Source organism: Candidatus Accumulibacter sp. ACC005, assembly GCF_907163215.1.
In the GTDB taxonomy this organism is placed as follows: domain Bacteria; phylum Pseudomonadota; class Gammaproteobacteria; order Burkholderiales; family Rhodocyclaceae; genus Accumulibacter; species Accumulibacter regalis.
This window is the reverse complement of the sequence record NZ_CAJQUB010000018.1, coordinates 80,676-106,806: the sequence shown is the minus strand read 5'-3', so window position 1 is coordinate 106,806 and position 26,131 is coordinate 80,676. Positions and strand designations below refer to the sequence as shown.

Below are 26,131 nucleotides of genomic sequence, written 5' to 3'. Positions count from 1 at the left end.
CGTCTTTTGGGCAACCGAAATGAGTGTGACGAAAGGAGCCACCCTGATGTGCTGCTTGAGGGAAGTCGACGACCCGCGCAAACCCAGCAATGGGACGCTGCATGACTTCGTTGAGATTCTGGTGATTGCCATGGCCGCCGTGCTCTCTGATTGTGACACCGTCGAAGACATCGCCTATTGGGCGTACAAGAAGGAGGCGTGGCTGCGTCAGTTTTTGCCGCTCAAGAACGGCGTCGCGTCCGAGAAGACGTTTCTGAGGATCTTCCGGGCGCTGGACCCGAAGCAATTCGAGGTGGCGTTTCGCCGCTGGGTCGCTGAAGTGGTCGGGACCCTCAATGGCGGCATTGCGGTTGATGGCAAGACGGTGCGCGGGTCGGGCAGCGGCGGTGAGAGCGCCATTCACATGGTCAGTGCCTTCGCTACGGAATTGGGCGTCGTTCTGGGCCAGGAAAAAGTCGCTGCCAAGAGTAATGAGATCACCGCCATCCCGGAACTGCTCCAGGCACTGCAGATCAAGGACTTGCTGATCACCATTGACGCCATGGGGTGCCAGAGGAACATCGCCCGGCAGATCACCGACCAGGGCGGTGACTACCTGCTCGCTGTCAAAGGCAACCAACCGGCGCTGCTGGAAGCGATCGAGACTGATTTTATTGATCAATACCAGTCGCAAGCCGTCGACCGCCACCGCCAAGTTCATAAGTCCCGTGGTCGGATCGTCGGCCAAATCGCCTCTGTCCTGCCCGCGAAAGGGACTGTTGATCTCGCCGACTGGCCCAAGTGCAAGACGATCGGTCTGGTCGACTCCTTGCGCAAGGTCGGCGACGAAGAATCGAACTTCGAACGGCGCTATTACATCAGCTCCCGCGCGTTGACCGCCGAACAGCTTGCCGTCGCCGTGCGCGGCCACTGGGCCGTGGAGAATCGACTTCACTGGGTCCTCGACGTCAGCTTCGGCGAGGATGCCAGCACCGTACGCAAAGACAACGCGCCACAAAACCTTTCCCTCTTGAAGAAGATCGTTCTCAATCTGATTCGGCTGGATACGACCGACCAGAAGAAAACCAGCTTGCGCCTGAAGCGCAAGGCGGCCGCCTGGGATGACGACTTCCGGGTGAAGATCATGGGCCTCATCCGACTATGACAACCGAGTGCCGAGGCCCTGGCAAGCGCATGAATCTTATAGAAGGCCCGCTCACGAGGTGGCGGACGTGGCGGCGATCAGGCGCTGAAACTTGAGGCCACACTGGCTAACCGGGGATGGGCCGCACAGTTGTCGGGCACCCATCGCAAAGCGGCAACGTTGTCACTTTTCCACTTCTCCTGGCTCTTATCGCGGATGCTTCTTCTGCGTCCAGCAGTTGGTCGTTTCCGTCTCTGTCAGCGGCGCCGGCCAGCCGCTCGGGTGGCAGGGTTGCTCGGCGTGAGTTTCTTCCCAACGGCCGGTATAGCATCCATACCTGCCGGCCGCGTCATGTGGTGTCAACGGCTGCTTTGGCCGAAGAGGAGTCATTGGAGTCGACCGCACACCCGTCTTCTTTGCGCGGCACAGCGGACGTTCGCATCACAATTTACGTCGCAGCCTTCGAACAGCTCTTGCCGACCCGCGGCAACCATCGGCTGCAGAGTCCTGGCTACTGGTGTCCACCGCGCGCCCGCAGCTCGGTCTGTCGTCAGATCGTGTCAGGCAAGAACTCTCGCCTGAGCCATGTCCGTCCCGAAATGCAATCCTTCGGCACGCACAGCCTCGCAGCAACACGGAGAATTCCACCGGCCCGCCGGCGCCAACGCCAGGATCCGCTTTCCGCAAAGGGCTGCGTCAACCCTCTGCGGAAAGCCCGGCGTTGCCGCCGGGGGTTTATCGGGGATCGCGTCGCCGGTAGCGTTCCAGCACCCGATCCCGAATCACTTCGGGATCGAGGCCAGAAAGCGCGCAGCACGCGTGGTACGAGAAGGCGTTCGAGCAATCCTTCGAGGACTGCAGCCAGTCGAGAATCTCCACCCGTGTGGTGGCGCAGACCCTCGAATCGAACAGAGCGCGCAGCGACTTGTGCAGCAGGCGCCTGTGGAGCATCACGAGGTCATCGTCTGACCACGGGTAGCCTTCGCCAAGTGTTTCTGCTCGCTCGGTACGGACCAACGCCGTTTGTCGTGGCCTCGGGCCATCGGCCATGGATAGAGACACCGCGATCACTTCTTCGCGGGGCGCTCATTTCGCTACGCCGACAATCGCACTGACCGGTGAAGCCGTGTCGGTCAACGCCGCCTTACGACTGCGATAGGCGCGAAGCAACTGCTCAAGATCGCCGTCGTCGGCAGCGTCTTCAGCTTTGGCGTAGCGTTCGTCGAGGTCATCAACGGATGCTGCCTGGCTGATGCTGGTGAGGAGCACATCGAGCGGCGGTTTGCCACTTTCACGACCGGACTTCTGGTCGCCCGCCCTCGTCTCTTGGGCCTTCGCGTCGCTCGACTCGTCGTCGATGATTGGAGCCCAGGAGCCATCGATCGCCTCGGCCATCCCGATATTCTGGGTTTTACCGCGTTCGTTGAGTTCGTCCATGGCCAGTGCCATGGCCAGCTCCGGCGATTTCGGCAGCAGATTGCACAGGCGGCGAATGGCCGTCTTGAGGCCCATCGGGACGAAATGCGTGTCCCAGGGACTCTCCTTTCGGTTCTTCTTCGCCATCTGGTAGCCGCGGGAGTGGTCACGTACCCACTCGACCTGCTCCTTCGACAAGGCGTGGAAGGTGCGTGAGCCATCATTGAACACCGCCACGGCGTAGAAACCGGCGATCGCTCCGCGCTCGTCGTCGGACGCCGGGAAGCCATTCTTCTTCAACGGCTCGTGTATCAAGGAACGGTTGAGGCCCAAGACGATGTCGAACTTGTCGTTGATCCGCACTTCGTGCGCATAGATGTCCTGCACGCTGCCACTGTTGCGCGCAAGTTTCACAAGCCCCTGATAGCCGAGAATCAATTGGCACTGGCTACCCATTGGCACGAGGTACGCTTCACCCATCAGACCGATTTCCAGACCGAGCTGGCTGGACTGGATCACCGCCGCGAAGACACTGCGCGGATCCGCTTCAGACAGCGTCGGATTCATCCGAAACGCAGTCAGTGCGATCCGCGCCATGCGGTCCGGACTCAGATGCTTGGGCAGCGCACGGGCGATTTCGCCCTTGAATCGCTCCAGCATCGCTGGAAACGACACCACGCTGGTCGGTTTCCCCTGACGGGCGCTCTGGATGTTATGCAAGGTTTGAGACATGGTTTCCTCCAAATACAAATGGCGGAGACACCATGCCTCCCGGAGCGGGGACTGGTCTCCCCGCCGGGGTTGATAAACTAAGAATGGCCGCCGATCAGGCGGCGTCGAACTCGAAAGCGTCGGTGTTGGCTGCCCAACGCGGTAGCGAGATCAATTCGATCTCACCCCCGGGCTGGTAAGCCGGCCAGCTTCCGGCATCCTGGCACCACTTCAGAAGCTGCAGTGCTGCCCGGTACTTTTTGCGACCGACCTCGATGATTTCGGGGTCAGCCCGGTAAAGCGCCACGGCATGGGGAGCCTCCTTCTCGACGGCGACGAAGAGAAAGGGAAGCTCCGTGCCGGTCACGGCTTTCATTCCATCGACGTAGAACGCCGCCTGGATGTCGTAGCCGAGGTTGGCGATGGCGCGAGAAAAGCCGCGGCTGCTGGCATCGACACAGCTCTTGAGATCCACAACGGCCGTCCCGTTGAACCAGTCCGGACGACAGCGACAGGGGATCCCGGTGAGCGGGTCAGTCCAGAATGCCGACAGCTCGGCTTCTCCCTGCGTGAACAGGCGAGCCGCCCCCTCGTGCGCGTGAACGGCGGCGCGCACTCGGGTCAATGTCGCCAGGTCGTCAGAAGTGATCAGGGTTTTGCCCTGATTCTCCTGTTCGAAGCGGGCGGCGGCTTCCTTGCCTTCCTTGGTGCGGCGATCAAACTTCTCGACCACCGCAAACTCTTCGGAAAAACGATCCGGTTCGAGGACGTGGGTGTGAACCGCGGACCCAAACGCCATCGCCGGCGTTGGCGGCGACGGATGATCGAGGGCTTCGCGCAGATGCGCGGGGCTCTTGAGCAGCTTGATGATTCCCGAATGGCCGATCGATTGATCCGCGTGGTATTGCTTGGCCGGCATGCGCAGCAGGCCAGGATGTCTGACGTCCATGGTGCCTCCAGAAGAAAAAAGCCGGAGTCACCAACCCCTTCCGGAGAGGGCCTCCCCGGCTGGGTGGATGAAAATGCTGTTTGTTTCGTGCGGCCAGCTACCGCGACTTGCTCGGGCGAAGAATCGCTCGATCAAAGCCTGCTTTCCGGAGGGCGCTCAGGAAACGTACTCGGGAAAGCCCCGGCAAGCCGGGGCGTGGTTCAGTTCGCTGCTTGTTCTTGCTTCGAGAGGGCCAGAGCCCGTCGGAGCAGCTGGCGCGTTTCCGGGTCGGTGCGCCCTGCCTGGAGTCTCTGGTGGAGATCGCAAGCACGCGCCATCGAGAGCGCCGAAAAAAGCCGAACGAGAAGCGGATTGGATTGCACGACTTGATCGTGTGTGGGGTCGAAAGGCATGTTCAGAGCCCCAGCGCGCGGACAATCGGACGGCTGATGATCCAGCCGGTGATGCAGCAAGAAAGAAGAACGAGTGCCATGAGATGCCTCCATTAAGAAATAAAGGGCATCCCTCCCCTGATGCGGAGGCGATGCCCCGCAGGGGGATGAGCGTTCAGGCGATCACTTCAAACGAAGCCTCACCGCTCTTGGCGGGATCGATGTCGATCCCGGTCCGGCGCTGGTAAGCCGGTCGGTCGTATTGCTGCCAATGGGTGCTGGTGACCTTCACCGGCTCGGACGCTGCCATCGCTTCAGGTCTACGGTTCAACAAGCTCTTGAGGCCTTGTGCTGAGCAACGGAGAAACGACAGAAGTAAGTGAAGCCCTGCCAGCATGGCGAGGACGAGAATGACACGTTCCATGAGCGAACCTCCTGAGGTGGAGGACGGTCGGCTCCCGGTCCGGGAGAACGACCGCCCGGTGGAGAAAAGACGTGACGACCTGCTCAGAACGGCTCCATGGCCGGCACTTCGTCGACGGCTGAACTGCTTGCCTGGTCAGACGAAACCGTGTCGGCACGACGCCGGACGGAACCCGATGCTTTGGCGTCCTTCGCCGATGGACGAGCGCCGAGCATCTGCATTTCGCTGCCGATGATCTCGACGACGTAGCGATCCTGACCTGCGCCGTCCTGCCACTTGCGGGTCTGGATGCGACCTTCAACGTAGATCGGGGAGCCCTTTCTGAGGTACTCGCCGACGACTTCGGCGGTACGGTTGAAGAAGATCACGCGGTGCCATTCGGTGGTTTCCTTGCGTTCACCGGATGACTTGTCCTTGCTGATCTCCGTCGTCGCGATCCGGATCGTGGCGATCGCTTCTCGGTTCTGGGTGTAGCGAACCTCGGGGTCTGCGCCGAGATGGCCGATGAGGGTGACTCTGTTCAACGAGGGCATATGGCCTCCTGACAAGAAAGGCAGGGACGCCGCCGTATCCTGACGGGGCTACCCCGCCGGGGGTTGGAGAGAATGCTGTTTATGAAGAAGGCCAGCTACCTTCACTTCGATCGTCATAGACGGAACGAGAGATAGCTGAATTCTCTGCCGCTACGGTCGTCGCAGGAGTTTGAAATGCGTCGCTTCTGGGCGCTTTTCGAAGGTCGCGCTCGCAGTGCAAGCGATACGCTGGGCTTGATCGACACTCCGGGAGACGACAGATGGCACAGCGACAGAGGAACGATTCGACGCACATTCCATCGGTCCGGCAGGACAACAGCCGGCCCTTCCTGACGCAGAAGGCCTTGCTCAATTCGCTGCACGCGCAGCAGATCTTCGACCGTGGCTACGAGATGTGCGCCAACGCACTGTTCTCGTTGAGCGTGGTCTTGCGATTCATCGGCAGCGAAGAGCAGGCGCAGGAAGTCGATACCTTGGTCGATACTCAGATCGACCAGACCCTGGAGGAGATTCGCAAGGAGTCGCTGCGGCTGAAGGAAGTTGCCGAGGGCAATGGCATCGAAACCGCGATCGGCTACACCAGCGCCAAGACCATCGATGTGCAGATCACCTCGCCGCGCTCGATCAAGTACCTGGCGATCATCCGTGAGTTCGACGCGATGATGGCCCACCTGGATGCGCTCTGGCTGTCATGCGTCATCAGCGACAGCCAATACGCGCGCGGGGTCTATGAATGGAAGCGGCGAATCCTTCGTCTGGCCGGACAGATCCGGCAGCTCGCTACGCGTGCGGTGCTGGCGGCACGGCGGAAGGAAACGGCGAGCGAGACGGTGGCTGAGAGTAACGGTCCGGAAACGGGGGCTGAGAATTCTCCGACGGACCACACTCGGGTGAAGCTCCCCGAAGGCGAGTAAAATCTCTCTCGCGCATGGCCGCCTTGCGGAAGGCCGAAGGTGCCGGCCGGAATGGTGGCGCGGCGCCACACAACTTCAACGAGTACCGCCAAACCAACTAGTCGGCTGAACCGAACCCAACTAAAGGAGTCCGTTGAAGACTCGCAACGGTTGCTACTTGGGGAGTGCGACCAGCCCGATGATTGACGATGCAACCGCATCGTCAAACAGACGAACACCAGTTCGAGCCTTCCTTTGGTGCTGGTATTATTCTTGGTATCGTCTGACGTCAGTCCTTATTTTTGTTATTAATATCAGTTACTTATGTTTTTTGTTGATAATTGAGTGGGAATGACCCCATCGTCGTCCCGCCCAGGGAAAGGCAAGCATCTGCCCAGCGATACGCGGGACGGTTCGAAAAGAACTCCTTACCCGCTCTCACGAATAACGGGGATTCCGGCGACAAGCCGGATAAGCGTAGCTTGGCGCCCGGTTCCAGTCTTGGCCAGGACCGATCGTAACTGTGTCCGCACGGTAGGTAGCTTCAATCCCTGATCACTTGCATACTCTTCGAGCGAGTTCCCTTGGCAGAGGGCGCGGGTGAGACGTGCTTCCGCGGCAGACAGCGCGAACAATTCCATGAGTTGCCTTCCTGTGGCAAACCTTCTCTGGTCCAGCGGTGAGAGCACACACAGGATGTTGGAACAGCTGGAGTTATCGCACTTCTGAATTGTCGCCTTCCGATCCTGAATTTTCACAAGCGCCATACTGAAGCGCTGCTCGGGATGCCCGATCGGGTAGAGAAGAAGATTCGCAGCCCGGCCTGTGCATGCTGTTTTCTCAAGAGCGGCAAGGAACCGCGGTTGATATGTCGGGTCACTGCAATGCAGATAGCCATTGGCCACTTTCATAATGCAGGCATTCTTGAGAAAAGATTGCCCTCGATCATCGCAGCCGACGACGAGTGCGTCATCCTGCAGGAGAATGGCCGCGACATGCCAAGAATAGACTTCATGCACGGCCTGTTCGACAAGCCCACGGGTCGTACCATCCTGGAGTAGAGATTCGACGAGTCGGTCGACCTGCGCTGGTTTCAGAGGCGAGTCATCCTGAAATGCACATTCGGGACATTGACTGCCCCCACTCGCCGAAAAATCGCAGTCTGGATGAGTCTTCCTGCACGAGCTGATTCTTGCTCGCGAAGCGCCACCGCTGAGTGGATGATCCTTGGCGTGATGGCACTCCCAGTCACGGCTATCCCTGGAGTGACCGCCAGCTGACAACGAATCAAGCGTGCGCGGTGAAGATTTCCGGTCTGTAGCGGCCGGCGAAAGCTTGTTGGCCAAGCGAACAATACCCTGCCGATCGTCCATTGCCCGCCCCTCCAGCCAACAACTTGGCCATACGTGACTTCGCTATAGATGGGGGCACCGCGAGGCCCTGTGCAATCGGTCGCGGTTGTCCGCCGTCATCCATTTGGATGATGTGTTCAGTGTATGCGATGCGATAAGCTGCGTGCCGTGTTGATAGCGCAGGCTCCCTTCGCCTCGTGCCCGCCTGCTTTCCGTTGGCGCAGTACCTTGCCGCGAATCCGCACGTCCTTTTCTGCATCGACTCATTCAAGCTCGGGAAAACAACACCGGACGCACCACCTCGGAAATGCCGTATTGATCCGTACGGGTGGTAGCCGAGCCAAAATCGCGGTAGGTAGTTGGAGGGGGGACGGATGACGCTCGAAGACGCAAAGCGCTCAACGGGAAGCACGGCCGAAACATCGTCCGCGCCGACGCTTCAGTTGCCCAAAGGCGGTGGCGGCATCAAGGGCATCGGCGAGAAGTTTGCGGCCAATCCGGTTACCGGTACCGGTTCGATGTCGGTACCGATCGCCACAAGTCCGGGGCGCTCGGGTTTTGGACCTCGGCTTTCGCTGTCCTACGATTCCGGCGCCGGCAATGGCCCGTTTGGTTTTGGCTGGAATCTGTCGCTGCCGTCAATCACGCGCAAGACCGAAAAGGGGCTGCCGCAGTATCTTGACGCAAACGGGTCGGATGTTTTCATCCTCTCCGGTGCCGAGGATTTGGTACCAGTCTATCGGCGGGATGTGGATGGAGCCTGGGTCGCCGGTCATACGGGCCACCAGCGCGACCCCGCCGGATTCTGGGTTCGCGACCCGTCCGGTCACCTGCTCATTCACGAAGACGAGATCGACGGCTACAGCGTACGCCGCTACCGTCCGCGTATCGAGGGACTCTTTGCTCGCATCGAGCGCTGGAGCAGGATCGGCTCGCCAAGCGACGTGCATTGGCGCTCGATCTCCAGGGACAACATCCTCACCCTCTATGGGTTCGACGCCAATTCGCGCATCGCCGACCCTCTTGATGCAAGCCGCATCTTCACCTGGCTGATCCGTGAGACACGGGACGACAAGGGTAACGCGGTCCTCTACCGCTACAGCGAGGAAGACGGGCAAGGCGTCCATCTCGACAATGCTCACGAGCGTAACCGTGGCCTACGGGACGATGCCCGCCGCAAGGCCAACCGCTACCTCAAGCGTATCCACTACGGCAACCGCACGACACTGCTCAACGACTCGGGCCAGCGCCCGCGCTGGCTCACGCAGGCACAGCTCGATAACGCGGAGTGGATGTTCGAGGTCGTGTTCGATTACGGCGAGCACGATGCGGCCGCCCCCAAGCCCAACGATGTCGGGACGTGGAACTATCGGCCAGACCCGTGCTCCTCCTATCGCGCGGGATTCGAAGTCCGCACCACGCGTCTTTGCCAGCGCGTCTTGATGTTTCACCACTTTCCTGGCGAAGCAGGCGTGGAACGCGACTGCCTGGTGCGCTCGACGGACTTCACATACTCTGATGAAGTCGCCCCCGCGGACGTGCGCAATCCGGTCTACACCTTCCTGCAAGCGGTCACCCAGGCCGGCTATCGCCGCAGCAACGGCGGCTACGACAAGCGCAGCCTACCACCCGTCGAATTCCAGTACACCGAGCCCACCGTGCAGGACACGGTCGAAGAGGTCGATGCGGCGGGCCTTGAGAACCTCCCCATCGGCCTGGACGGCAGCACCTACCGCTGGACCGACCTGCACGGCGAAGGCGTCCCCGGCATCCTCTCCGAGCAGGCAGGCGCCTGGTACTACAAGCGCAACCTCAGCCCGATCCCGGACAAGCTGCCTAACGGCCGCGAGCGGGTGAAAGCGAATTTCGCCGCACTCGAAACCGTCGCCCTCAAGCCCAACGTCGCCCTGAGCGGCGGCGCCGCGTTCATGGACCTCGCAGGCGACGGCCAGCCCGACGCGGTGGTCATGGACGGCCCCATGCCCGGCCTGTACGAGCACGACGAAGCCGAGGGCTGGCAGAACTTCCGCCCCTTCACTTCGCGCCTCAATCGAGACCTGCGCGACCCGAACCTCAAGTTCGTCGATCTGGACGGCGACGGCCATGCGGACGTGCTGATCACCGAGGACGATGCCTTCGTCTGGCATGCCTCGCTGGCCGAAAAAGGTTTCGGCCCCGCCCGCCGCGTCGCGCAGGCGCTCGACGAGGAGAAGGGTCCCCGCATCGTTTTCGCAGATGGCACCCAGTCCATCTACCTCGCCGACATGAGCGGCGACGGCTTGACCGACATCGCGCGCATCCGCAATGGCGAGGCCTGCTACTGGCCCAACCTCGGCTACGGCCGCTTCGGCGCCAAGGTGATGATGGACAGCGCGCCCTGGTTCGACAACCCCGACCAGTTCGACCACAGGCGCATCCGCCTGGCCGACATCGACGGCAGTGGCACCACCGACATCATCTACCTGCACCGCGACGGCGTGCGCCTGTACTTCAACCAGTCGGGCAATGGCTGGAGTCAACCACAGGTCTTGAATGTCTTCCCGCGCATCGACGATCTGGTGAGCATCGTGCCGACCGACCTGCTGGGCAACGGCACCGCCTGCCTGGTCTGGTCCTCGCCCTTGCCGGGTGATGCAAGGCGACCGATGCGCTACGTCAACCTGATGGGCGGCAACAAGCCGCACCTGCTGGTCAGGACCATCAACAACCTCGGCGCAGAGACCCGCGTCGATTACGCACCGTCGACCAGGTTCTACCTGCTGGACAAGCGCGACGGCACACCCTGGATTACCCGGCTGCCGTTTCCGGTGCACGTCGTCGAGCGCGTCGAAACCTACGACCACATCAGCCGCAACCACTTCGTCACCCGCTACGCCTACCACCACGGCTATTTCGACGGCGAGGAACGCGAATTCCGCGGCTTCGGAATGGTCGAGCAGTGGGATACGGAACAGTTCTCGGCCCTGGCCGACGGCAATGCGCCGGCAGACAACATCGATGCTCAATCGCACGTCCCTCCGGTCCATACCAAGACCTGGTTTCACACGGGTGTCTATCTCGGCCGCGATCACGTTTCCGACTACTTCGCCGGCCTGCTCAACGCTACCGACCAGGGCGAGTACTTCCGCGAACCCGGCCTGACCGACGCTGAAGCGCGAGCCCTGCTGCTGCCGGACACGGCGCTTCCCGCGAGCCTGAGCCTGGACGAAGAGCGCGAAGCCTGCCGCGCGCTGAAGGGCTCGATGCTGCGCCAGGAGGTCTACGCCGATGACGCCGGATCGAGCGCCACGCCTGAACAGATCGAACGCGCTCGCGCCCCCTACACCGTCACCGAACAGAATTACACCATCCGGGCCTTGCAGCCCCGAGGCGCCAACCGCCACGCCGTCTTCTTCACTCATGCGCGCGAGGCGATCAGCTATCACTACGAGCGTAACCCGGCGGATCCTCGCATCCAGCACGCGCTGACGCTGGAGGTCGATGACTACGGCAACATGCTCAAGCAAGCCGCCATCGGCTACGGGCGCCGTACTCAGATTCGTGTCGTCGACAATCGGGGGACGGTCCGGCAGGTGCCAAACCCCGGCCTCACGGGGCTACAGGCCGCCGATCAAGTCAGGCAAACCACGCCACTGCTCACCTACACCGAGAACCGTGTCACCAACGCCGTCGACACGCCCGACACGCACTTCAACCCGCTGCCCTGCGAGGCGCTCACCTTCGAGTTGACCGGCTACGCGGCTACCGGCCCGGCTGGCCGGTTCCAGGCGTCGGATCTGGTCGAGCCCGACCCGGCTGCTCCCGAACGCCTGCGGCACACGTTCACTGCCCCGCAAGTCGCGTACGAGGCCACCGCCGCCGGCAATCATCGCCGTCGTCCCATCGAATGGTTGCGCACGCTCTACCGCCGCGACAATCTGAGCGGCCTGTTGCCGCTCGGTGAAATGGAGTCGCTCGCGCTTGCTGGCGAAGGCTACAGGCTCGCTTTCACCCCCGGATTGCTCGCACAGGTCTTCCAGCGCCCGCACGCAGGCCAGCCACCCGAAGTATTACTCCCCAACCTGACGGACGTGCTTGCTGGCCAGGCCGGCAACCGGGGCGGCTACCTGCAAAGCCAGACACTCAAGGCCGACGGCCGCTTTCCAGCGAGTGATCCCGACGACCATTGGTGGATTTCCTCGGGACAGACCTTCTTCAGCACGAACTCGGCAGAAAGCGCCGCTGTTGAACTCGTACAGGCGCGGCAGCACTTCTTTCTGCCGCGCCGCTACCGCGATCCCTTTGGCCAGAACGCCTTCGTCGACTTTGACGCCAACGACCTGCTGATGGTCGAAACCCGCGACGCACTGGGCAACCGCGTCACCGTGGACAGCAACGACTACCGCGTCCTGCAGCCGCGCCTGGTCAGCGACCCGAACCGCAACCAGACCGAAGTCGCCTTCGACACGTTGGGCATGGTGGTCGGCACGGCAGTCATGGGCAAGCCACTCCCCGCGCTGGCGGAGGGCGACACGCTCGGCGGCTTCGTCAGCGACCTCACGCAAGCGCAGCTCGACGCCTTCTTCGCTGCGGCCGACCCTCATACCGGTGCCCCGGCGCTGCTGCGGGACGCCACCACGCGCATCGTCTACGACCTCGACCGTTTTCGCCGCACGCAGCAGGCCAACCCGAACGACCCGACGGAGTGGCAACCCCCCTGCGCCGCCACGCTCGCCCGGGAAACGCATGCGAGAGCCCCGCTGCCACCGCAGGGCCTGAAGATCCAGCTCAGTTTCAGCTACTCCGACGGCTTCGGCCGCGAGATCCAGAAGAAGATCCAGGCCGAGCCCGGGCCTCTGGTAGAAGGCGGCCCGGTTGCGAACCCACGCTGGGTCGGCAGCGGCTGGACCGTCTTCAACAACAAGGGCAAGCCGGTGCGGCAGTACGAGCCCTTCTTCAGCGCCACACATGGCGTCGAGTTCAACGCCACCCGTGGCGTCAGCCCGGTGCTGTTCTACGACCCTGCCGAGCGCGTCATCGCCACGCTGCACCCGAACCACACGTACGAGAAGGTCGTCTTCGACCCCTGGCAGCAGACCACCTACGACGTCAACGACACCTGCGCGCCGCGCCTCGCCCAGCCGGGCGATCCAAGGCCGCCGCAGACTGGCGACCCGCGTACCGACCCCGACATCGGCGGCACCGTTGCCGAGTACTTCAGAAGGCAGCCGGCAACCTGGAGCCCATGGCATGCCCAGCGCATCGGTCCTGCCCTCGGACAGGACGAGCGGAACGCCGCCCTGCGCGCCGAAGCGCATGCCGATACGCCAACCACCGCGCACTTCGACGCGCTCGGTCGCCCCTTCCTGACCGTCGCGCGCAACCGCGTCGTCTGCGCGGGCCACGACCTCGACGGCAGCGAAGAGAGCTTCGCCACCCGCGTCGAGCTGGACATCGAAGGCAACCAGCGCGCCGTTCTCGACGAGCGAAGGCTACCGACTGGCCACGTGCGGGCAGGTGAACTCGAGCAGCGCATCGTCATGCGCTACGCCTACGACATGCTCGGCAACCGCATCCACCAGATCAGCATGGAAGCCGGCGCGCGCTGGATGTTGAACGACGTGGCCGGCAAGCCCATCCGCGCCTGGGACAGCCGCGGTCACCACTTCATCACCACCTACGACACGCTGCGCCGTCCAATAGAGCAGACCGTGCGCGGCACCATCGCCAACGGTGAGGCGGCCTCCGACCCGCGCACGCTGAACCGTGACATCCTGGTCGACAAGATCGAGTACGGCGAAGCCCTGGTCAACGCCGAAGCGCTGAACCTGCGCACCCGCATCTATCGCCACTTCGACTCCGCTGGCGTCGCCACCAACGCCCGGCTCGACACCAACGACAGCCCCACCGAAGCTTACGACTTCAAGGGCAACCTGCTGCGTAGTACGCGCCGTTTGGTCAGCAACTACAAAGCGATTCCCGACTGGCTGCTGCCAGCGGAGCCGCAACTCGACGCCGAGTTCTTCGAGGGCAGCACCCGCTACGACGCGCTCAACCGCCCCACCCAGTCCGTCGCCCCGCACAGCAACCTGACCCGGGCCCAGCACCCCGACAAGATCAACGTCATCCAGCCGGTTTTCAACGAGGCCAACTTGCTGGAGCGGGTGGACCTGTGGCTGGAGCGCGCCGCCGAACCCGCAGCGTTGCTTGACCCCAATACGGTAGCGCCGTCGCCGGTCGGCGTCACCAACATCGACTATGACGCCAAGGGCCAGCGCCAGCGCATCGACTACAAGAACGGCGCCAGCACCCGCTACAGCTACGACCCGCTCACCTTCCGGCTCACCCAGCTTCTCACCCGGCGCAACGCGGCCGCCTTCCCCGGCGACGACCCGCAGCCCCCCGTCGGCGGCTGGCCGGGCCGCCAGGTGCAAAACCTGCACTACACCTACGACCCCGCCGGCAACATCACCCACATCCAGGACGACGCGCAGCAGACCGTCTACTTCCGCAACCAGCGCGTCGAGCCGAGCAACGACTACACCTACGACGCGCTCTACCGGCTGATCCAGGCCAGTGGTCGCGAGCACCAGGGGCAAGGCGGCGCACCGATTCCCCATTCGTACAACGACGCCGGCCGCACCGGCATCCTGAGTGCCAACCCGGCGGGTCGCTTCGCGGCAAATGATGCTGCCGCGATGGGCACCTACATTGAGCGCTACGTCTACGATGCGGTCGGCAACTTCCTGCAGATGCAGCATCGCGGCAGCGACCCAGCGCATGCGGGCTGGACACGCCGCTACAACTACGGCGAAGCCAGCCTGACTGAGCCCGGCAAGTTCAGCAACCGCCTGAGCGGCACTACCGTCGGAACCCAGCCGGACGAGGTCTACGCCCACGACACGCACGGCAACATGCTGCGTATGCCACAACTGGCAGAGATGCAATGGGACTACAAGGATCAAATGCGCCTGACACGGCGCCAGCGCGTGAACGCCGAAGATTTTGACGGCGATGACCACCACGGCGAGCGTACCTTCTACGTCTATGACGCAGCAGGCCAACGCATCCGCAAGGTCTGCGAAAAAGCGCAGGGCCTTAGCGAAGAACGCATCTATCTCGGCGGCTTCGAGATCTTCCGCAAGCACGGCGGTGCCATCGGCCCCGACACCGCCACGCTGGAGCGCGAGACGCTGCACGTGATGGACGACAAGCAGCGCATCGCCTTGGTGGAGACGCGTACGCTCGACTCGGTGGGAAATGACCAAGCACCGCGCCGACTGATCCGCTACCAGTTCGGCAACCATCTCGGCTCGGCCAGCCTGGAGCTGGATGAGCAAGCGCAGATCATTTCCTACGAGGAGTATTCTCCCTACGGCAGCTCGACCTATCAGGCGGTGCGCAGCCAGACCGAGACGGTCAAGCGGTATCGATATACGGGCAGGGAGCGGGATGAGGAGAGCGCGTTTATCCACAACGGCGCGCGGTACTACATTCCATGGCTCGGAAGATGGTCTTGCAGCGACCCATCCGGCCTGAAAGACGGTCCGAATCTGTTCGTCTATGCAACTTGTCGACCGACGGTCTTGTTCGATCCCAGCGGCCTTGAGGGCGAGAAGCCACCGGCAAACTCGCCTAAGGACGTTGCGCAGTTCGAGGCAAGAGAGGCGGCATTCGAGGCAGGGAAGAAGCTCGAAACAGGGGACGTCAGAGCCACGACAGGTGGCAAAGAGCTTCCACCTCCAACTGGAAACCAGCTAGACAGGTTAGCGGGTAATTCGAAGACCGCGAAGAAGCTCCGACTGAAGTACGCCACCAAACAGGGGGTGGTGGCTGGTCAGGCTCTAAAGGAAAATGTAACTGCCCGCTCGTCGGCTGCAGCGGCTGGTTCCAAGGACGTCCCACACTTTGGAACTGCTAGTCAGAAGCTTGTCCCGGAGGTCGGGTTCAACAAGGGACGGGTCATTTCTGTCGGGAAAAACCCAGGCGGAGAGCCTGCTGGTGCGCGTACTACAGACCTTGCGATTGCCAAGGAGCCAATACCACCAGCGAACTATGAAGCACTCAAGGGACAGAAAGGTTCCGCTGTCTTCGAGTCCACCGCCGACATGAAGCTCGGTGGCGGTAGGGTCCCAAACAAGCCCGGCTTCAAGGCGGCCTCGGGCCTCACGGCGGAGGAGCTTGCGCCGGGTACCCGCGGCTTGCGTCTGCCTAAGGGCGCAGGCACGACGCTAAATGCCGCGGGCGGAGCCATGGTCATGCTCGATGCAATGAAGATGGCCCGTGAGCAGCACATCGCCGAACAGGGATACGAGCGGATCGGACGGGCCGTGCTCGATGACGCAGGGGGCGAGTACTTCATCGAAATCAAGTACGGTCTGATCTTTAACGATTACACAAAGACATACATCAGCGGCCCGATGGCAGGCACGACGAAGGGTCTCGGGTTCTTCGAGATGCGGGGCGAAGTGGAAAAGCGCAACGAGAAGTATGGCTACTGGGATTGGAAGGGGGATTTCGTGCCGGGTAAAGTGGCCCCGGTCGTGGTAAACACGCGGCCTGGGGACTGGATCTGACCGAAGAAGCGATATGAACTTCGACCCAGAAAAATTCTTCATCGGCCTGATGGACTTCTTCTCCATCCTGTTGCCGGGTGCGCTGCTCACCTATCTGCTGATGGGTGAGACGGGCCCGGTCGTGCTGGGGGAACGATATTCGAAGCTCGCCGATGCGGAAGCCTGGGCTGCCTTCCTGTTCGCGAGCTACCTCTTCGGCCACCTGGTCTTCCTGCTCGGTTCCTGGCTGGACGAGTGCTACGACTGGGCGCGGCGCTATACGCTGAACAACCAGATCACCATGCTCGCCCGCCGTGGCCGCCTGCTGCCCTGGCTCGCCCGCACCCTGATCTGGCTGGTGTTCAAGCGCGAGCGCAACCTCGCCGTTGACCGCGCCGGCAAGATCAAGCAGCAGGCCCTCGGCGCCCTGCACGCCGAGGATGCCATCAATACCTTCCAGTGGAGCAAGGCGTGGCTGAATGCCGCGAGCCCGGCGAGCCTGGCCGTCGTCCAGCGCTTCGAGGCCGATGCCAAGTTCTTCCGCTGCTTCACCGTCGTGTTGCTGCTCCTGCTCGCCGCCTGGCCCTGGCAATACCACTGGCCGCTCGCCGGCATCCCTGTCGTGCTGGTGCTCCTTCTACTGGCGCTGTGGCGCTACATGGAGCAACGCTACAAGGCCACCAATCAGGCCTATTGGTTCGTCATCACACTCACGGCCAGGGACAGCAAGCTCGCCTTAGACAAGGCAGTTCCTGCAGCGAGCGGCTCGACCCACGCCGGCGGCGTGGTGTTCCGCACGCGAGGCGAGACCGCCGAGTATCTGCTGGTGGAAGCCACCAACGATCCATCGCAATGGGTACTGCCCAAGGGCCATATCGAAGAAGGCGAGTCTGACCGCGAGGCCGCCATTCGAGAGGTGCATGAGGAAACCGGCGTCTGGGCTCGCATCTCCGATGACCTTCGCGACGTGTCCTACGTGGCCAACAGCGCCGTGGTCAGGGTGCGCTTCTTTCTGATGCGTGCCGTCGGAAAGGGGCTGCGCCAGCACAGGGATCGCGAGCACCTCTGGCTGGCTGTGGCTGAAGCCGTGGCAAAGGCCAGTCACGTCGAAACCCGCGAACTGCTTCAGGCTGCAGAACTGAGCTGGCGGCAAGCACGCAGCACGCGTCCATGAGATGAGTTTCAACAACCTCGGCGCCATTGTGGCGACGGCGACAATGGCCAGCCCGAATGCCTTTCGAGTCACCCGTTCGGGTTGCGCAGGAAGGTCTCGCTGGTCACCCCCGCGAGCTGGGACGAACGAAAGCATTCTGTCGAAGCCTTGCATCACCTTCTGAAGCCAGAACCACCAGCGCATCGCAGCAATTCGGGTAGGCAGCGACTCGCGACTCACGTAAGGAGGATTGTCGATGAACCCCATCAGATTTCCTTTGGCACCAGGCGCTGACGGCGAGGCCGTGGCGGACCTGCAAGATGCCTTGCTCGAGTGCCTGTCTCGCGGAGTTCTGCTGGCCAACGATGCCGCAGCGCGCGACAAGGCCGTCGCTGCACTTCGGCGTGAGCGTGCAGCGGGCAAATTCAGTGACCTTACCCAGAAGGTGTTGAGACAGTTTCAGGAACTGAATCACCTGCAGGGTAATGGAGAGGTGGACGAGGGTACCGCCAAAGCTTTGAACGAGTTGCTGGGTGGATGGGGCTTGTTCGGCGGAAAGCCATCAGATACGACGCGCATCGTGGCCGGAGTGGTGAAGCCCGCCGCGGCGGGTGGTGCGACGGGCGGGCTTGCGGGCCTTGTCGTCCGGGCCTTTCACGATGACGGCGCGGCCGCTATCCGCCTTGGCCAGGACAGCACCGACAGTGACGGCCGATTCACGATCCGCTACGAGTTGCTGCCGGGTGTTCCAGCGGTCGATTTGAAGGTAAGCGTGGAGAGTCGCGACGGCCAGGCGCTGACCAGCTCCCCGGTGATCCGACGGGCCACGCCGCTGGAGACGCTGGAACTGCGCCTGCCCGAGGCACCGGAACCGCCGGCCGCGCAGCAACAGATTGCAGGTATCGTGCGCTGGCCTTCCCGCCAGCCTGCTCCGGGTGTCTCCTTGCGCCTGTATCGCCTCGCTTTTGGCGGCAACGATGCGAAGTTGACGGAGGCGGTGTCTGCGGCCGACGGGCGCTATGCGCTGGCCTATCCCGCGCAAGCCGCCTCGGCCAATCTCGAAGTACGCCTGTTGCAGGCCGACAACAGCGAGGTGGCGCTGACCAAGCCACTCGCTGCACTCAGTGCCGAACAGCGCCAGCGGCTTGAGCTCATTGCGCCGGCCGATGGTGTGAAGCCTGCAAGCGAGTACCAGCGCATGAGCGCCGACGTGGCTGCCGACATAGGGGCCATCGAGAAACTGGCAGACGCGCAGGAGAGCGCCGATCGCCAGGACATCACCCTGCTGGCGCGCAGCACTGGCTGGGACGCACGGCTGCTGGCCTTGAACTGCTGGGCGCAACGGCTGGCTGCCGCGGGTGAGGTCGGCATGTCTGCCGAAGCACTGTACGGTCTGCTGCGCGTGGGCCTGCCCGCTGACAAGAGACTACTGGCCGCGGTCAAGTTCGAACTCGTCGAGCCGGGCATCAAGAAGGCGCGTGAGTCGGGTGTCATCGACCTGAATGACGACACGATCGCCGCACAGGCCAAGCTCTTCGCGGCCTTTGCCGCCAAGACCAACCTGGCCGATGCGGCACCGGGATCGCAATCGAGCTATGCCGAGCTGCTGGCCAGCACGGGCTTGAGCGAAGCCGAGCAGAAGAAGTTTGCCGATCTGTTCTTCGCGCACAGCGGCGACGCTGACGGCTTGTGGAAGAAAGCGTCGGCGGCCGGATTCGCCGATGCCCAGGTAGAGGCGCTGCAACTGCACGGCAAGCTGGCCTTCCTGGCCGGCAACGGTGCCGCAATGACCAATCGCTTGATGAAGATGGAGCTGAAAGACCTGGCGGCCCTGGCCTCAAGAGGGCTGTACACGGCCGCGGCTTGGGCCGACGAGTTGTTTGACGAAGCCGGCATTGCACAGCAAGACCGCGCCAACCCGGACGAGGCCGGGCTGAAGACACTGGCGGCGCTGATCCCGTTGGCCTACGAAGGGGCCGACGTTCTGGCGAGGGCCAACGCATTTGCCGCGGACATGGCGCGCAAGGTGCACCGCGCTTATCCCACGCAGGTATTGACGGCGCGCTTGTCCAGCGACGCCCGCTTTGCGCTTGCCGATGCGCACGATGAAACGGTGAAACTGCTGGAGCGCGCTGCGGCCAACGGCTATCGCTTGGGGCAGACGCCGGTGTCCACCTTTCTCGAGCAGCAGGGCTTCACGGAGGCCGAGTTGCACGCCGCACCGGCGAACAATCTCAAGGTACTGCACGCCACCTACTCGATCTCGCCCAGCGACGAAGCACAGGTCACGCTGATGAAGATGGGCGTCCGGTCCGCCCATGACGTGACCGGCTTGATGCAAGGACACTTCGAGAAGACCTTCAACGCGAAGTACCACGAGATTTTCCAGGACGAACCCGCCGATGGCATTGCGCGCAAGGTTTACGAGCAGGCTGTACAGGTCAGCAGCGTGGTCTACAGTCTATTCGGCGCTGCACAGAGTGCCGCCGGTGGAGGGGGCACGGCGGTGATTCCGAACCCGCTTCCCATCGCTGATGTGGATCGCGCCAGCCTGATCCGTCGCGTGCCGACGATCGAGTCGCTGTTCGGCTCCATGGACTACTGCGAGTGCCAGGACTGCCAATCGGTACTGAGTCCGGCTGCCTACTTGGTGGACCTTCTGCAGTACGTCGACATCGACGCTCAGACCTGGGCAAACACGCAGTCCCTGTGGAAGCTGACCCATGGGGGCAACTATCCGCACACTCTTGCCAGCGGGGAAGCGATGAAGCCCTACGACGTGCTGGTGCAGCGTCGCCCCGACCTGCCGCACCTTGCGCTGACTTGCGAGAACACCCATACCGCACTGCCCTACATCGACCTCGTCAACGAGATCCTTGAGTACCACGCGGCGCATGGGCAACTTGCCGCTGCGGCGGCGCGCGATACGGGCGACGCCAACACGACCGATCTGCTGGCCGAACCGCAGAACGTGATTGCTGCCGCCTACGATGCCTTGCGCCAGGCGACCTATCCGCTGGCGCTGCCCTTCGACCGGTCGCTGGAGATGGTGCGCCAGTTCTGCGCGTACGCGGATGCGCCGCTGCACGAGGTGCTGCAGACGCTGCGCCGCCAGGATGACCTGTGGGTCAACGGCGGAGTCGGCCGGGCCGAGATCTTCGTCGAATCGCTGGGAATCTCGCCTGCTGAGGCGGCGTTGTTCACGCGCGCTGCTCCGTTGCTCAATGACGCCTGGCACGATCTCTATGGGTGGCCTGCATTGCGCGCTGCCATCCAGTCGCCGATTAATGGCCCCGAAACGTCGGCGAGTCTGGCAGACGTCGATGTTTTGGGCCTCGCGCCGGGCATGTCCTGCGGCTACTTTGACGTCAGCGCCAATGCCGCTGCAGGCGAAGTCAACACACTCACCGCCATCAAGGCCGCGGGCTCCGGTGGTGTAGGCCGGACCAAGCTGATTTTCGCCAAGGCCTGGACCGCTCCACCGGTCGCCGGGGACCTGCTCGTGCTCGATGCGCCGGTCATGCTGCGCTCGGCCAAGACCCTGGCGCGCAGGCTGGGTCTGAGCTACAGCGAGATTACACAGGTGGTATTGAGCGGGTTTGTCAATCCGGGACTGAGCAAGCTCATCTTGCTGTATCGGGCGCGCCTGAGCGTCGGCGATGCCTATCGCTACAAGGTCGACAGTGAGGCGCTGACACCCACACCGGCCGCGCCAACCGCGGCGCAACAGCAAAAACTCGACGACATCGCGTCTTTCGAGCAGCGGCTGAGCGATTTTGCTGCCGAGGCGCGCAGCAACCTCGCGGCATTGAAGGCCAAGGTCCTGGCCATTGACTTCAGCAGGGTGTTGGTATTGGCCGACCCCGACGCCGGTTGCAACTTCGACCTGACCACCCTGCAGCATGCCGACGGGAGCAGCGTCGCGCCGATCGAACTGGTACGCATCAACCTGTTCGTGCGGTTGTGGCGGCGCCTGGGATGGTCGATTGAAGAGACCGATCGTGCCTTGCAGATGCTGGCACCCAGGAACGCTCCCTTCGACGCCCTGGATGCGAATCTCCAGAAGAAGCCCTTGGCCAGTGCACTGGTGCATCTGGCGCATTTGAAGGCGCTGGAGGAGCGGCTGAAGCTTGGCGTCGACGGGCGCTTGAAGCTGTTGACCCTCTGGTCGGATATCTCCACCACCGGCAGCAAGCCACCGTATGCGCATCTCTTCCTCGGCCGCGGCGCAGCGAGAGCCCCGGCGGCGTTCGAGAACGCGCTGGGGGAATACCTGAGCGCGTTGAACGTGCCGCTGGTCGACCACATGGTCACGCTGCAAGGGGCCATGGGCCTGACGGCGACCGACATCGAACAGGTGCTGCACGATGCCGGTATGCAGCTTCGCGCCGGCGGCGCCGCGGGCGCACCGCCACAGGCAATGCTGACGCTGCCCAACGTCTCGCTACTGTACCGGCACGCACTGCTGGCCAAGGCACTGAAGCTAGGCATGGCCGACCTGCTGCTCCTGCGCAAGCTGAGTGGGCTCGACCCGTTCAAGGCATTGCATGCCGACCCGCTGGCGACGCTGGCCGAGGACAACCCGTTCTCGCAGACGCTGGCGTTTGTGGAGCTGGTCGACCTGCTGCGGGTAGCCGGGCTTGAGGCGCGAGACATCGACGCCCTGATACGTCACCGCCTGGACAGTAGCAAACTCCTTCGCGATGACGATGGCGAATTGCTGGTGTTGCTGAAAGGGCTGGCTGATGGTGTGCAAGCCATCCGGGCGGAACACGCCGTGCCGGCCGACCCTGGGGACATCAGCGGAGAAGTGCTGCTGTCCAAACTCGGCCTGGTGTTGGCACCTGAGGTGGCCAACACCTTCGTGGCGATGCTCAATGGCAACGTCACGTACCTGGCCACCGATACGCCGGGCGCTGGCGAAAACCCCCTCGTGACCAGTTCGCTGGCTGGTGCCGAGGGCATCGTCGAGACGAGGCACGATGGCGTGCGCAACGTGCAGTACCTGCGATTCCGAGGTGTTTTGCTTGACGCCCAAAAAGCATCCCTGCTGAACCGGTATCCACTGCCGGCGGCAGGTACTGCGCACGTGCAGTCGCCCCTGTTGAAGAGACTGCTGGAACAGGTACAGCAACAGGCGCTCGATTTCTACAACCGGCACCTGCGCAAGTCTGCTCCTGGCGCCGTGCCGGCGTCCGGATTCCTTGACGACGCGGACTTCGAGACGCTCTTCGCGCCCTTGCCGGCCAACGACGCCAAAGCTGCCGACGTCCAACTCATGGCCCGCCGCGCGCGACTGGTGCAGGCGTTCCTGCCCTATCTACAGCAGCGCCTCGTGCGGCAATTCATCGTGCAGACGATGGTGGCGCGCACCGGCGCCGACACTGCGGCGGTCGCAAGCCTGCTGACCGACAAGGCGGTGTTAAACACCGCGAGCCCACTGCTCGACCCCCTGGCCGCCCTGGCCAGGCAGGGGCTGACGGTGCGCTACTTCGCGGCCAACGGCCAGGCGCTCGGCAGCCAGCCTACCAAGCAGGCGGATACGGCCGCCGTGCCGGCCGCAGCTGCCGGAACCACGGCGCTGATCATCGAGGGCAGCCTGGAGGTTCCGGCCAGCGGTGCCTGGCGCTTCTACGTCGAATTGGACAAGGCAAACGCCACGGCCGAGTTGCGCTTTCCGCACCGCACCGATGCCGTCTTGCTCGCCGGCACCGCGGCAGCCGACGGTGCGGTGCTGCAACAGTTCATCGAACTCAAAGCGGGAGTTCCCTACCGCTTCGAATGGCGCCTGGCAGCGCTGGGCGGTGGCCAGGCGCGGCTGCTGGTGCAGGGCGAGAATCTTCCCAAAGGCACGCTGTCGCGGCTGACCTTGCGTGCTGCGGACGATCTTCGGAGCGCGGCGCACGCGTCAGCACTGCTCGACAAGACGCTGATGCTGATGCGAACCCTTGGCCTCGACGAGGTGGAACTGCGCCACGTCAGCACACACGCCGCAGATTTCGGTCAGCTGAACTTCAGCACCTGGCCCACCCGCGAGGTGAGCGACGGCGCTGCTGAAACCACGGCGGCCGTACAACGTTTTGCCGGCCTGCGGCGCCTGCTGGAGTTCAGCCGACTCAAGCGCGATCTGGGTCTGCCCGGGAATGACCTGATTGCCGTGTTCGAGGCCAATTCGCTGGGCAGTGCCGACAAGCTGACCAGCGAGGTCTACCCACGCCTGGCCCGGTTGACCGGCCGCAGTGAGGCCACCGTGCGGGCGACAGCCGAGTCCTTGTGGGCTGCACCTGCGTTCGCCGCGGACCCCGCGGTGCGGCGCCTGTGCGATGCGCTACGCCTGGTTGACCGCTTCGGCGTTGCCGTTGCCACCTTGGCGTCGTGCCAGGACTTGCTCAAGCCAGGGGTAGCGGAGTCACGTCGTGCGGAGATCGCCCGCGGCGTGAAAGACGCGATCAAGGCCAGCGCCGGCGAACTGAACTGGCCCCGAGTCGCACAACCCATCTTCGACCGCCTGCGCCAACGCCAGCGCGATGCTCTGGTGGCACATGCGCTGCACAAGCTGGGCTACGAACGCCTGGAGCAGTTGTACGAACACTTCCTCGTCGACGCTGGCATGGAGCCCGTGGTGCAGACATCGCGCGTGCGCCTGGCCATCGCGTCGGTGCAGCTGTTCGTTCAGCGCTGCTTCCTCAACCTGGAGCCGCAGGTGCCCCCCGCGGTGCTCGATGCCAAGCGTTGGGAATGGATGCGGCGCAATCCGGTCTGGGCCGGCAATCGCAAGCTCTGGCTGTTTCCGGAGAACGTGCTCGAGCCCGAGTTCCGCGATGACAAGACGCCCCTGTTCGAGGCGCTCGAAGGTGCTTTGCTACAAGGCGATGTGGCCAGCGACCTCGTCGAGGACGCCTTTTTGGCTTACCTGCGCCAGCTCGACAAGATCGCACGGCTGGACATGGTGGCCATGCACCTGGAAGACCACGCCGATGCGTCACAGCGTGTGTTACATGTCTTTGGCCGCACCTACGGCCAGCCACACGAGTACTTCTATCGCCGCTGCCGTAACGGCAGCTGGACAACCTGGGAGCCGGTGGCCGTGACCATCCAGGGCGACCACCTGGCGCCGGTGGTCTGGCGCGAACGGCTGTTCCTGTTCTGGGTGACCTTCCTGGATAAGGCCGACCCGGGAGCTTCGATGGACGCCACGACCGCCGATGCCACCATCGCCGAAGCCAACCTCGGCGACTTGATGACTGGCCTTGGCGGTCTGAGCGCGAACAAGGTGGTCGAGTTACAACTGCATTGGGCGCAGTACCAGTCCGGCGCCTGGACCACTGCCGAGTCGGGGGGCTCGGCGCCCGTGACCTCGAAGAAGAAGCCAGCGACGTTTCAGCCGCGCGACGCCTTCATACACGTCAGCAAGGAGTTCAACGATGGAGTGGAAGGCGGTGTTTTCGTTCACCTGAGTGGTTTCGACGACGCCTTCTACCTGGCCGGGCGCAACGCGGCGCCGGAGCCGGGCGCCCTCGGCAGCCCCCCACCGCACGTCATCGTCAGCGCCAACATCGTACAAGCCACCCGCCACGCGGGCGCGGCGGGCGCGCTCAACGTGCAATACACGAAGCAGAAGAGCACCGACACCACGAAGGCAGCGGATACTCCCACCGAGCCAATCCTGCAAAAGGTGCCGGCCAACACCGTGCTCACCTGCAACAACGCCTTGGCCGCGCTGGGCATATCCTTGGATGCGGTAAAGTTGGCCTCCGACCCGGTAGCCGCCAAGGCTGCGCTGGATAGTGGCTTGACTGAACTCGCCGCACTGATCCAACCCTTCTTCTATCAGGACAACAGGCACACCTTCTTCGTCCAGCCGGACGTTCGCGAGACCCTGTTGGAGGACGTGGAGACCTGGGTTACGCGCACCACCGTGACCGACGACAAGGGCATCGTCGAACTTGACCCCTACGACAAGCTGAAGATCATTCCGCAATTCCGGAAGAAGTGGCCGTTACCGATACCACCGGTCGAGGAAGAGACCTTCGTGATGCCCAAGACCCAGGGTGACCCGGCACCGGGCTTGGACTGGTTGGTGAACCCGAAGGTGCTGCTCACGTTCGATCAGGACACGTTGCTGGGCAACACGGGGCAACTGGGCCTGACACTCGTGGATCGCGGTGTCGACGGAGGGAACTTGCCTGCGTTCAGCGAGATTGTCCCAATGCACCCAGCCAGCGAGACCGGCACCAACCAAGGCGAGATCATGGTTGCGAGCGAGACCGAACTTGCGCAGTCGCAACCGACGCTGGACAAGACACAAGTGGTGATGCTGGGTAAGAGCGGGCTGAATACCCAACTTCGCGACACCTTGTCGCATCAGGGGATGCGAGGGGGCTCCGGCCCCGGATCGTTTGCAATTCCCGGCATGCGTTGAATCTACGGAGAGCACAGTCATGAACCCTTACAGCGTCCTCCAGTACGGCGTATTCCACGGCCAGGCCCAGTCGGAGTTTGCGCACGTGAAATCCCGCGTCGTCGAAACACGCGAGACGCGCCATTACTTCCGCCGCAGTCGCGAGCTCTCGTACAGCTTCTTTCTGCACCAGCACCCCTACGTGCAGGCCATGATGCAACGCCTGCTGCGCCAGGGAACGTCAGGGTTGCAGGCCCTGGACACCGAGTTC

The 26,131-nt window shown here is 63.1% G+C and carries 11 protein-coding genes; 5 read left to right on the top strand and 6 right to left on the bottom strand.

The features are described from left to right. Positions 1–46 precede the first annotated feature (46 nt). Positions 47–1,144 carry an ISAs1 family transposase gene (locus QZ613_RS20540; protein ID WP_043569006.1) on the top strand — a complete coding sequence of 366 codons (1,098 nt, stop codon included), beginning with the start codon at positions 47–49 and terminating at the stop codon, positions 1,142–1,144. Between the two features lie 714 nt (positions 1,145–1,858). Here the strand turns inward: QZ613_RS20540 and QZ613_RS20535 are convergent. The 5 genes from QZ613_RS20535 to ssb all read right to left on the bottom strand — a co-directional run bounded on the left by QZ613_RS20535 (position 1,859) and on the right by ssb (position 5,527). Further along, positions 1,859–2,077, bottom strand: a complete 219-nt coding sequence (locus tag QZ613_RS20535) for a hypothetical protein (protein WP_291983818.1) — start codon at positions 2,075–2,077, stop codon at positions 1,859–1,861. A 132-nt stretch (positions 2,078–2,209) separates the two neighbouring features. Continuing rightward, a complete protein-coding gene (locus tag QZ613_RS20530) occupies positions 2,210–3,271 on the bottom strand; it encodes a recombinase RecT (RefSeq protein WP_291983816.1) in 1,062 nt (353 codons plus the stop codon). Positions 3,272–3,365: 94 nt separating this feature from the next. Next, the gene (locus tag QZ613_RS20525) at positions 3,366–4,199 is read right to left on the bottom strand and encodes a PD-(D/E)XK nuclease-like domain-containing protein (RefSeq protein WP_291983814.1); all 834 of its coding nucleotides are present in this window, start codon (positions 4,197–4,199) and stop codon (positions 3,366–3,368) included. Between the two features lie 546 nt (positions 4,200–4,745). Beyond that, complete coding sequence (locus QZ613_RS20520) at positions 4,746–4,994, bottom strand: hypothetical protein (RefSeq protein WP_291983812.1); 249 nt, start codon at positions 4,992–4,994, stop codon at positions 4,746–4,748. Positions 4,995–5,077: 83 nt separating this feature from the next. Beyond that, positions 5,078–5,527 carry a single-stranded DNA-binding protein gene (gene ssb / locus QZ613_RS20515; protein ID WP_291983810.1) on the bottom strand — a complete coding sequence of 150 codons (450 nt, stop codon included), beginning with the start codon at positions 5,525–5,527 and terminating at the stop codon, positions 5,078–5,080. A 260-nt stretch (positions 5,528–5,787) separates the two neighbouring features. Here ssb and QZ613_RS20510 point away from each other — a divergent pair, with 260 nt between their 5' ends. After that, positions 5,788–6,441, top strand: a complete 654-nt coding sequence (locus tag QZ613_RS20510; protein ID WP_291983808.1) for a hypothetical protein — start codon at positions 5,788–5,790, stop codon at positions 6,439–6,441. 407 nt (positions 6,442–6,848) lie between these two features. On the opposite strand, the gene QZ613_RS20505 is transcribed toward QZ613_RS20510, so the two are convergent. Next, positions 6,849–7,793: a helix-turn-helix transcriptional regulator gene (locus QZ613_RS20505; RefSeq protein ID WP_291866116.1), complete on the bottom strand. Its 945-nt coding sequence runs from the start codon at positions 7,791–7,793 to the stop codon at positions 6,849–6,851. 353 nt (positions 7,794–8,146) lie between these two features. On the opposite strand from QZ613_RS20505, the gene QZ613_RS20500 reads away from it, so the two are divergent. The 3 genes from QZ613_RS20500 (at position 8,147) to QZ613_RS20490 (ending at position 25,881) form a co-directional block, all read left to right on the top strand. Beyond that, positions 8,147–16,327, top strand: a complete 8,181-nt coding sequence (locus tag QZ613_RS20500) for a SpvB/TcaC N-terminal domain-containing protein (RefSeq protein ID WP_291983806.1) — start codon at positions 8,147–8,149, stop codon at positions 16,325–16,327. A 13-nt stretch (positions 16,328–16,340) separates the two neighbouring features. Further along, entirely contained in the window at positions 16,341–17,480 is a 1,140-nt protein-coding gene (locus QZ613_RS20495; protein WP_291921266.1) for an NUDIX domain-containing protein, read from the top strand. 235 nt (positions 17,481–17,715) lie between these two features. Then, complete coding sequence (locus QZ613_RS20490) at positions 17,716–25,881, top strand: neuraminidase-like domain-containing protein (RefSeq protein WP_291983803.1); 8,166 nt, start codon at positions 17,716–17,718, stop codon at positions 25,879–25,881. Positions 25,882–26,131 lie beyond the last annotated feature (250 nt).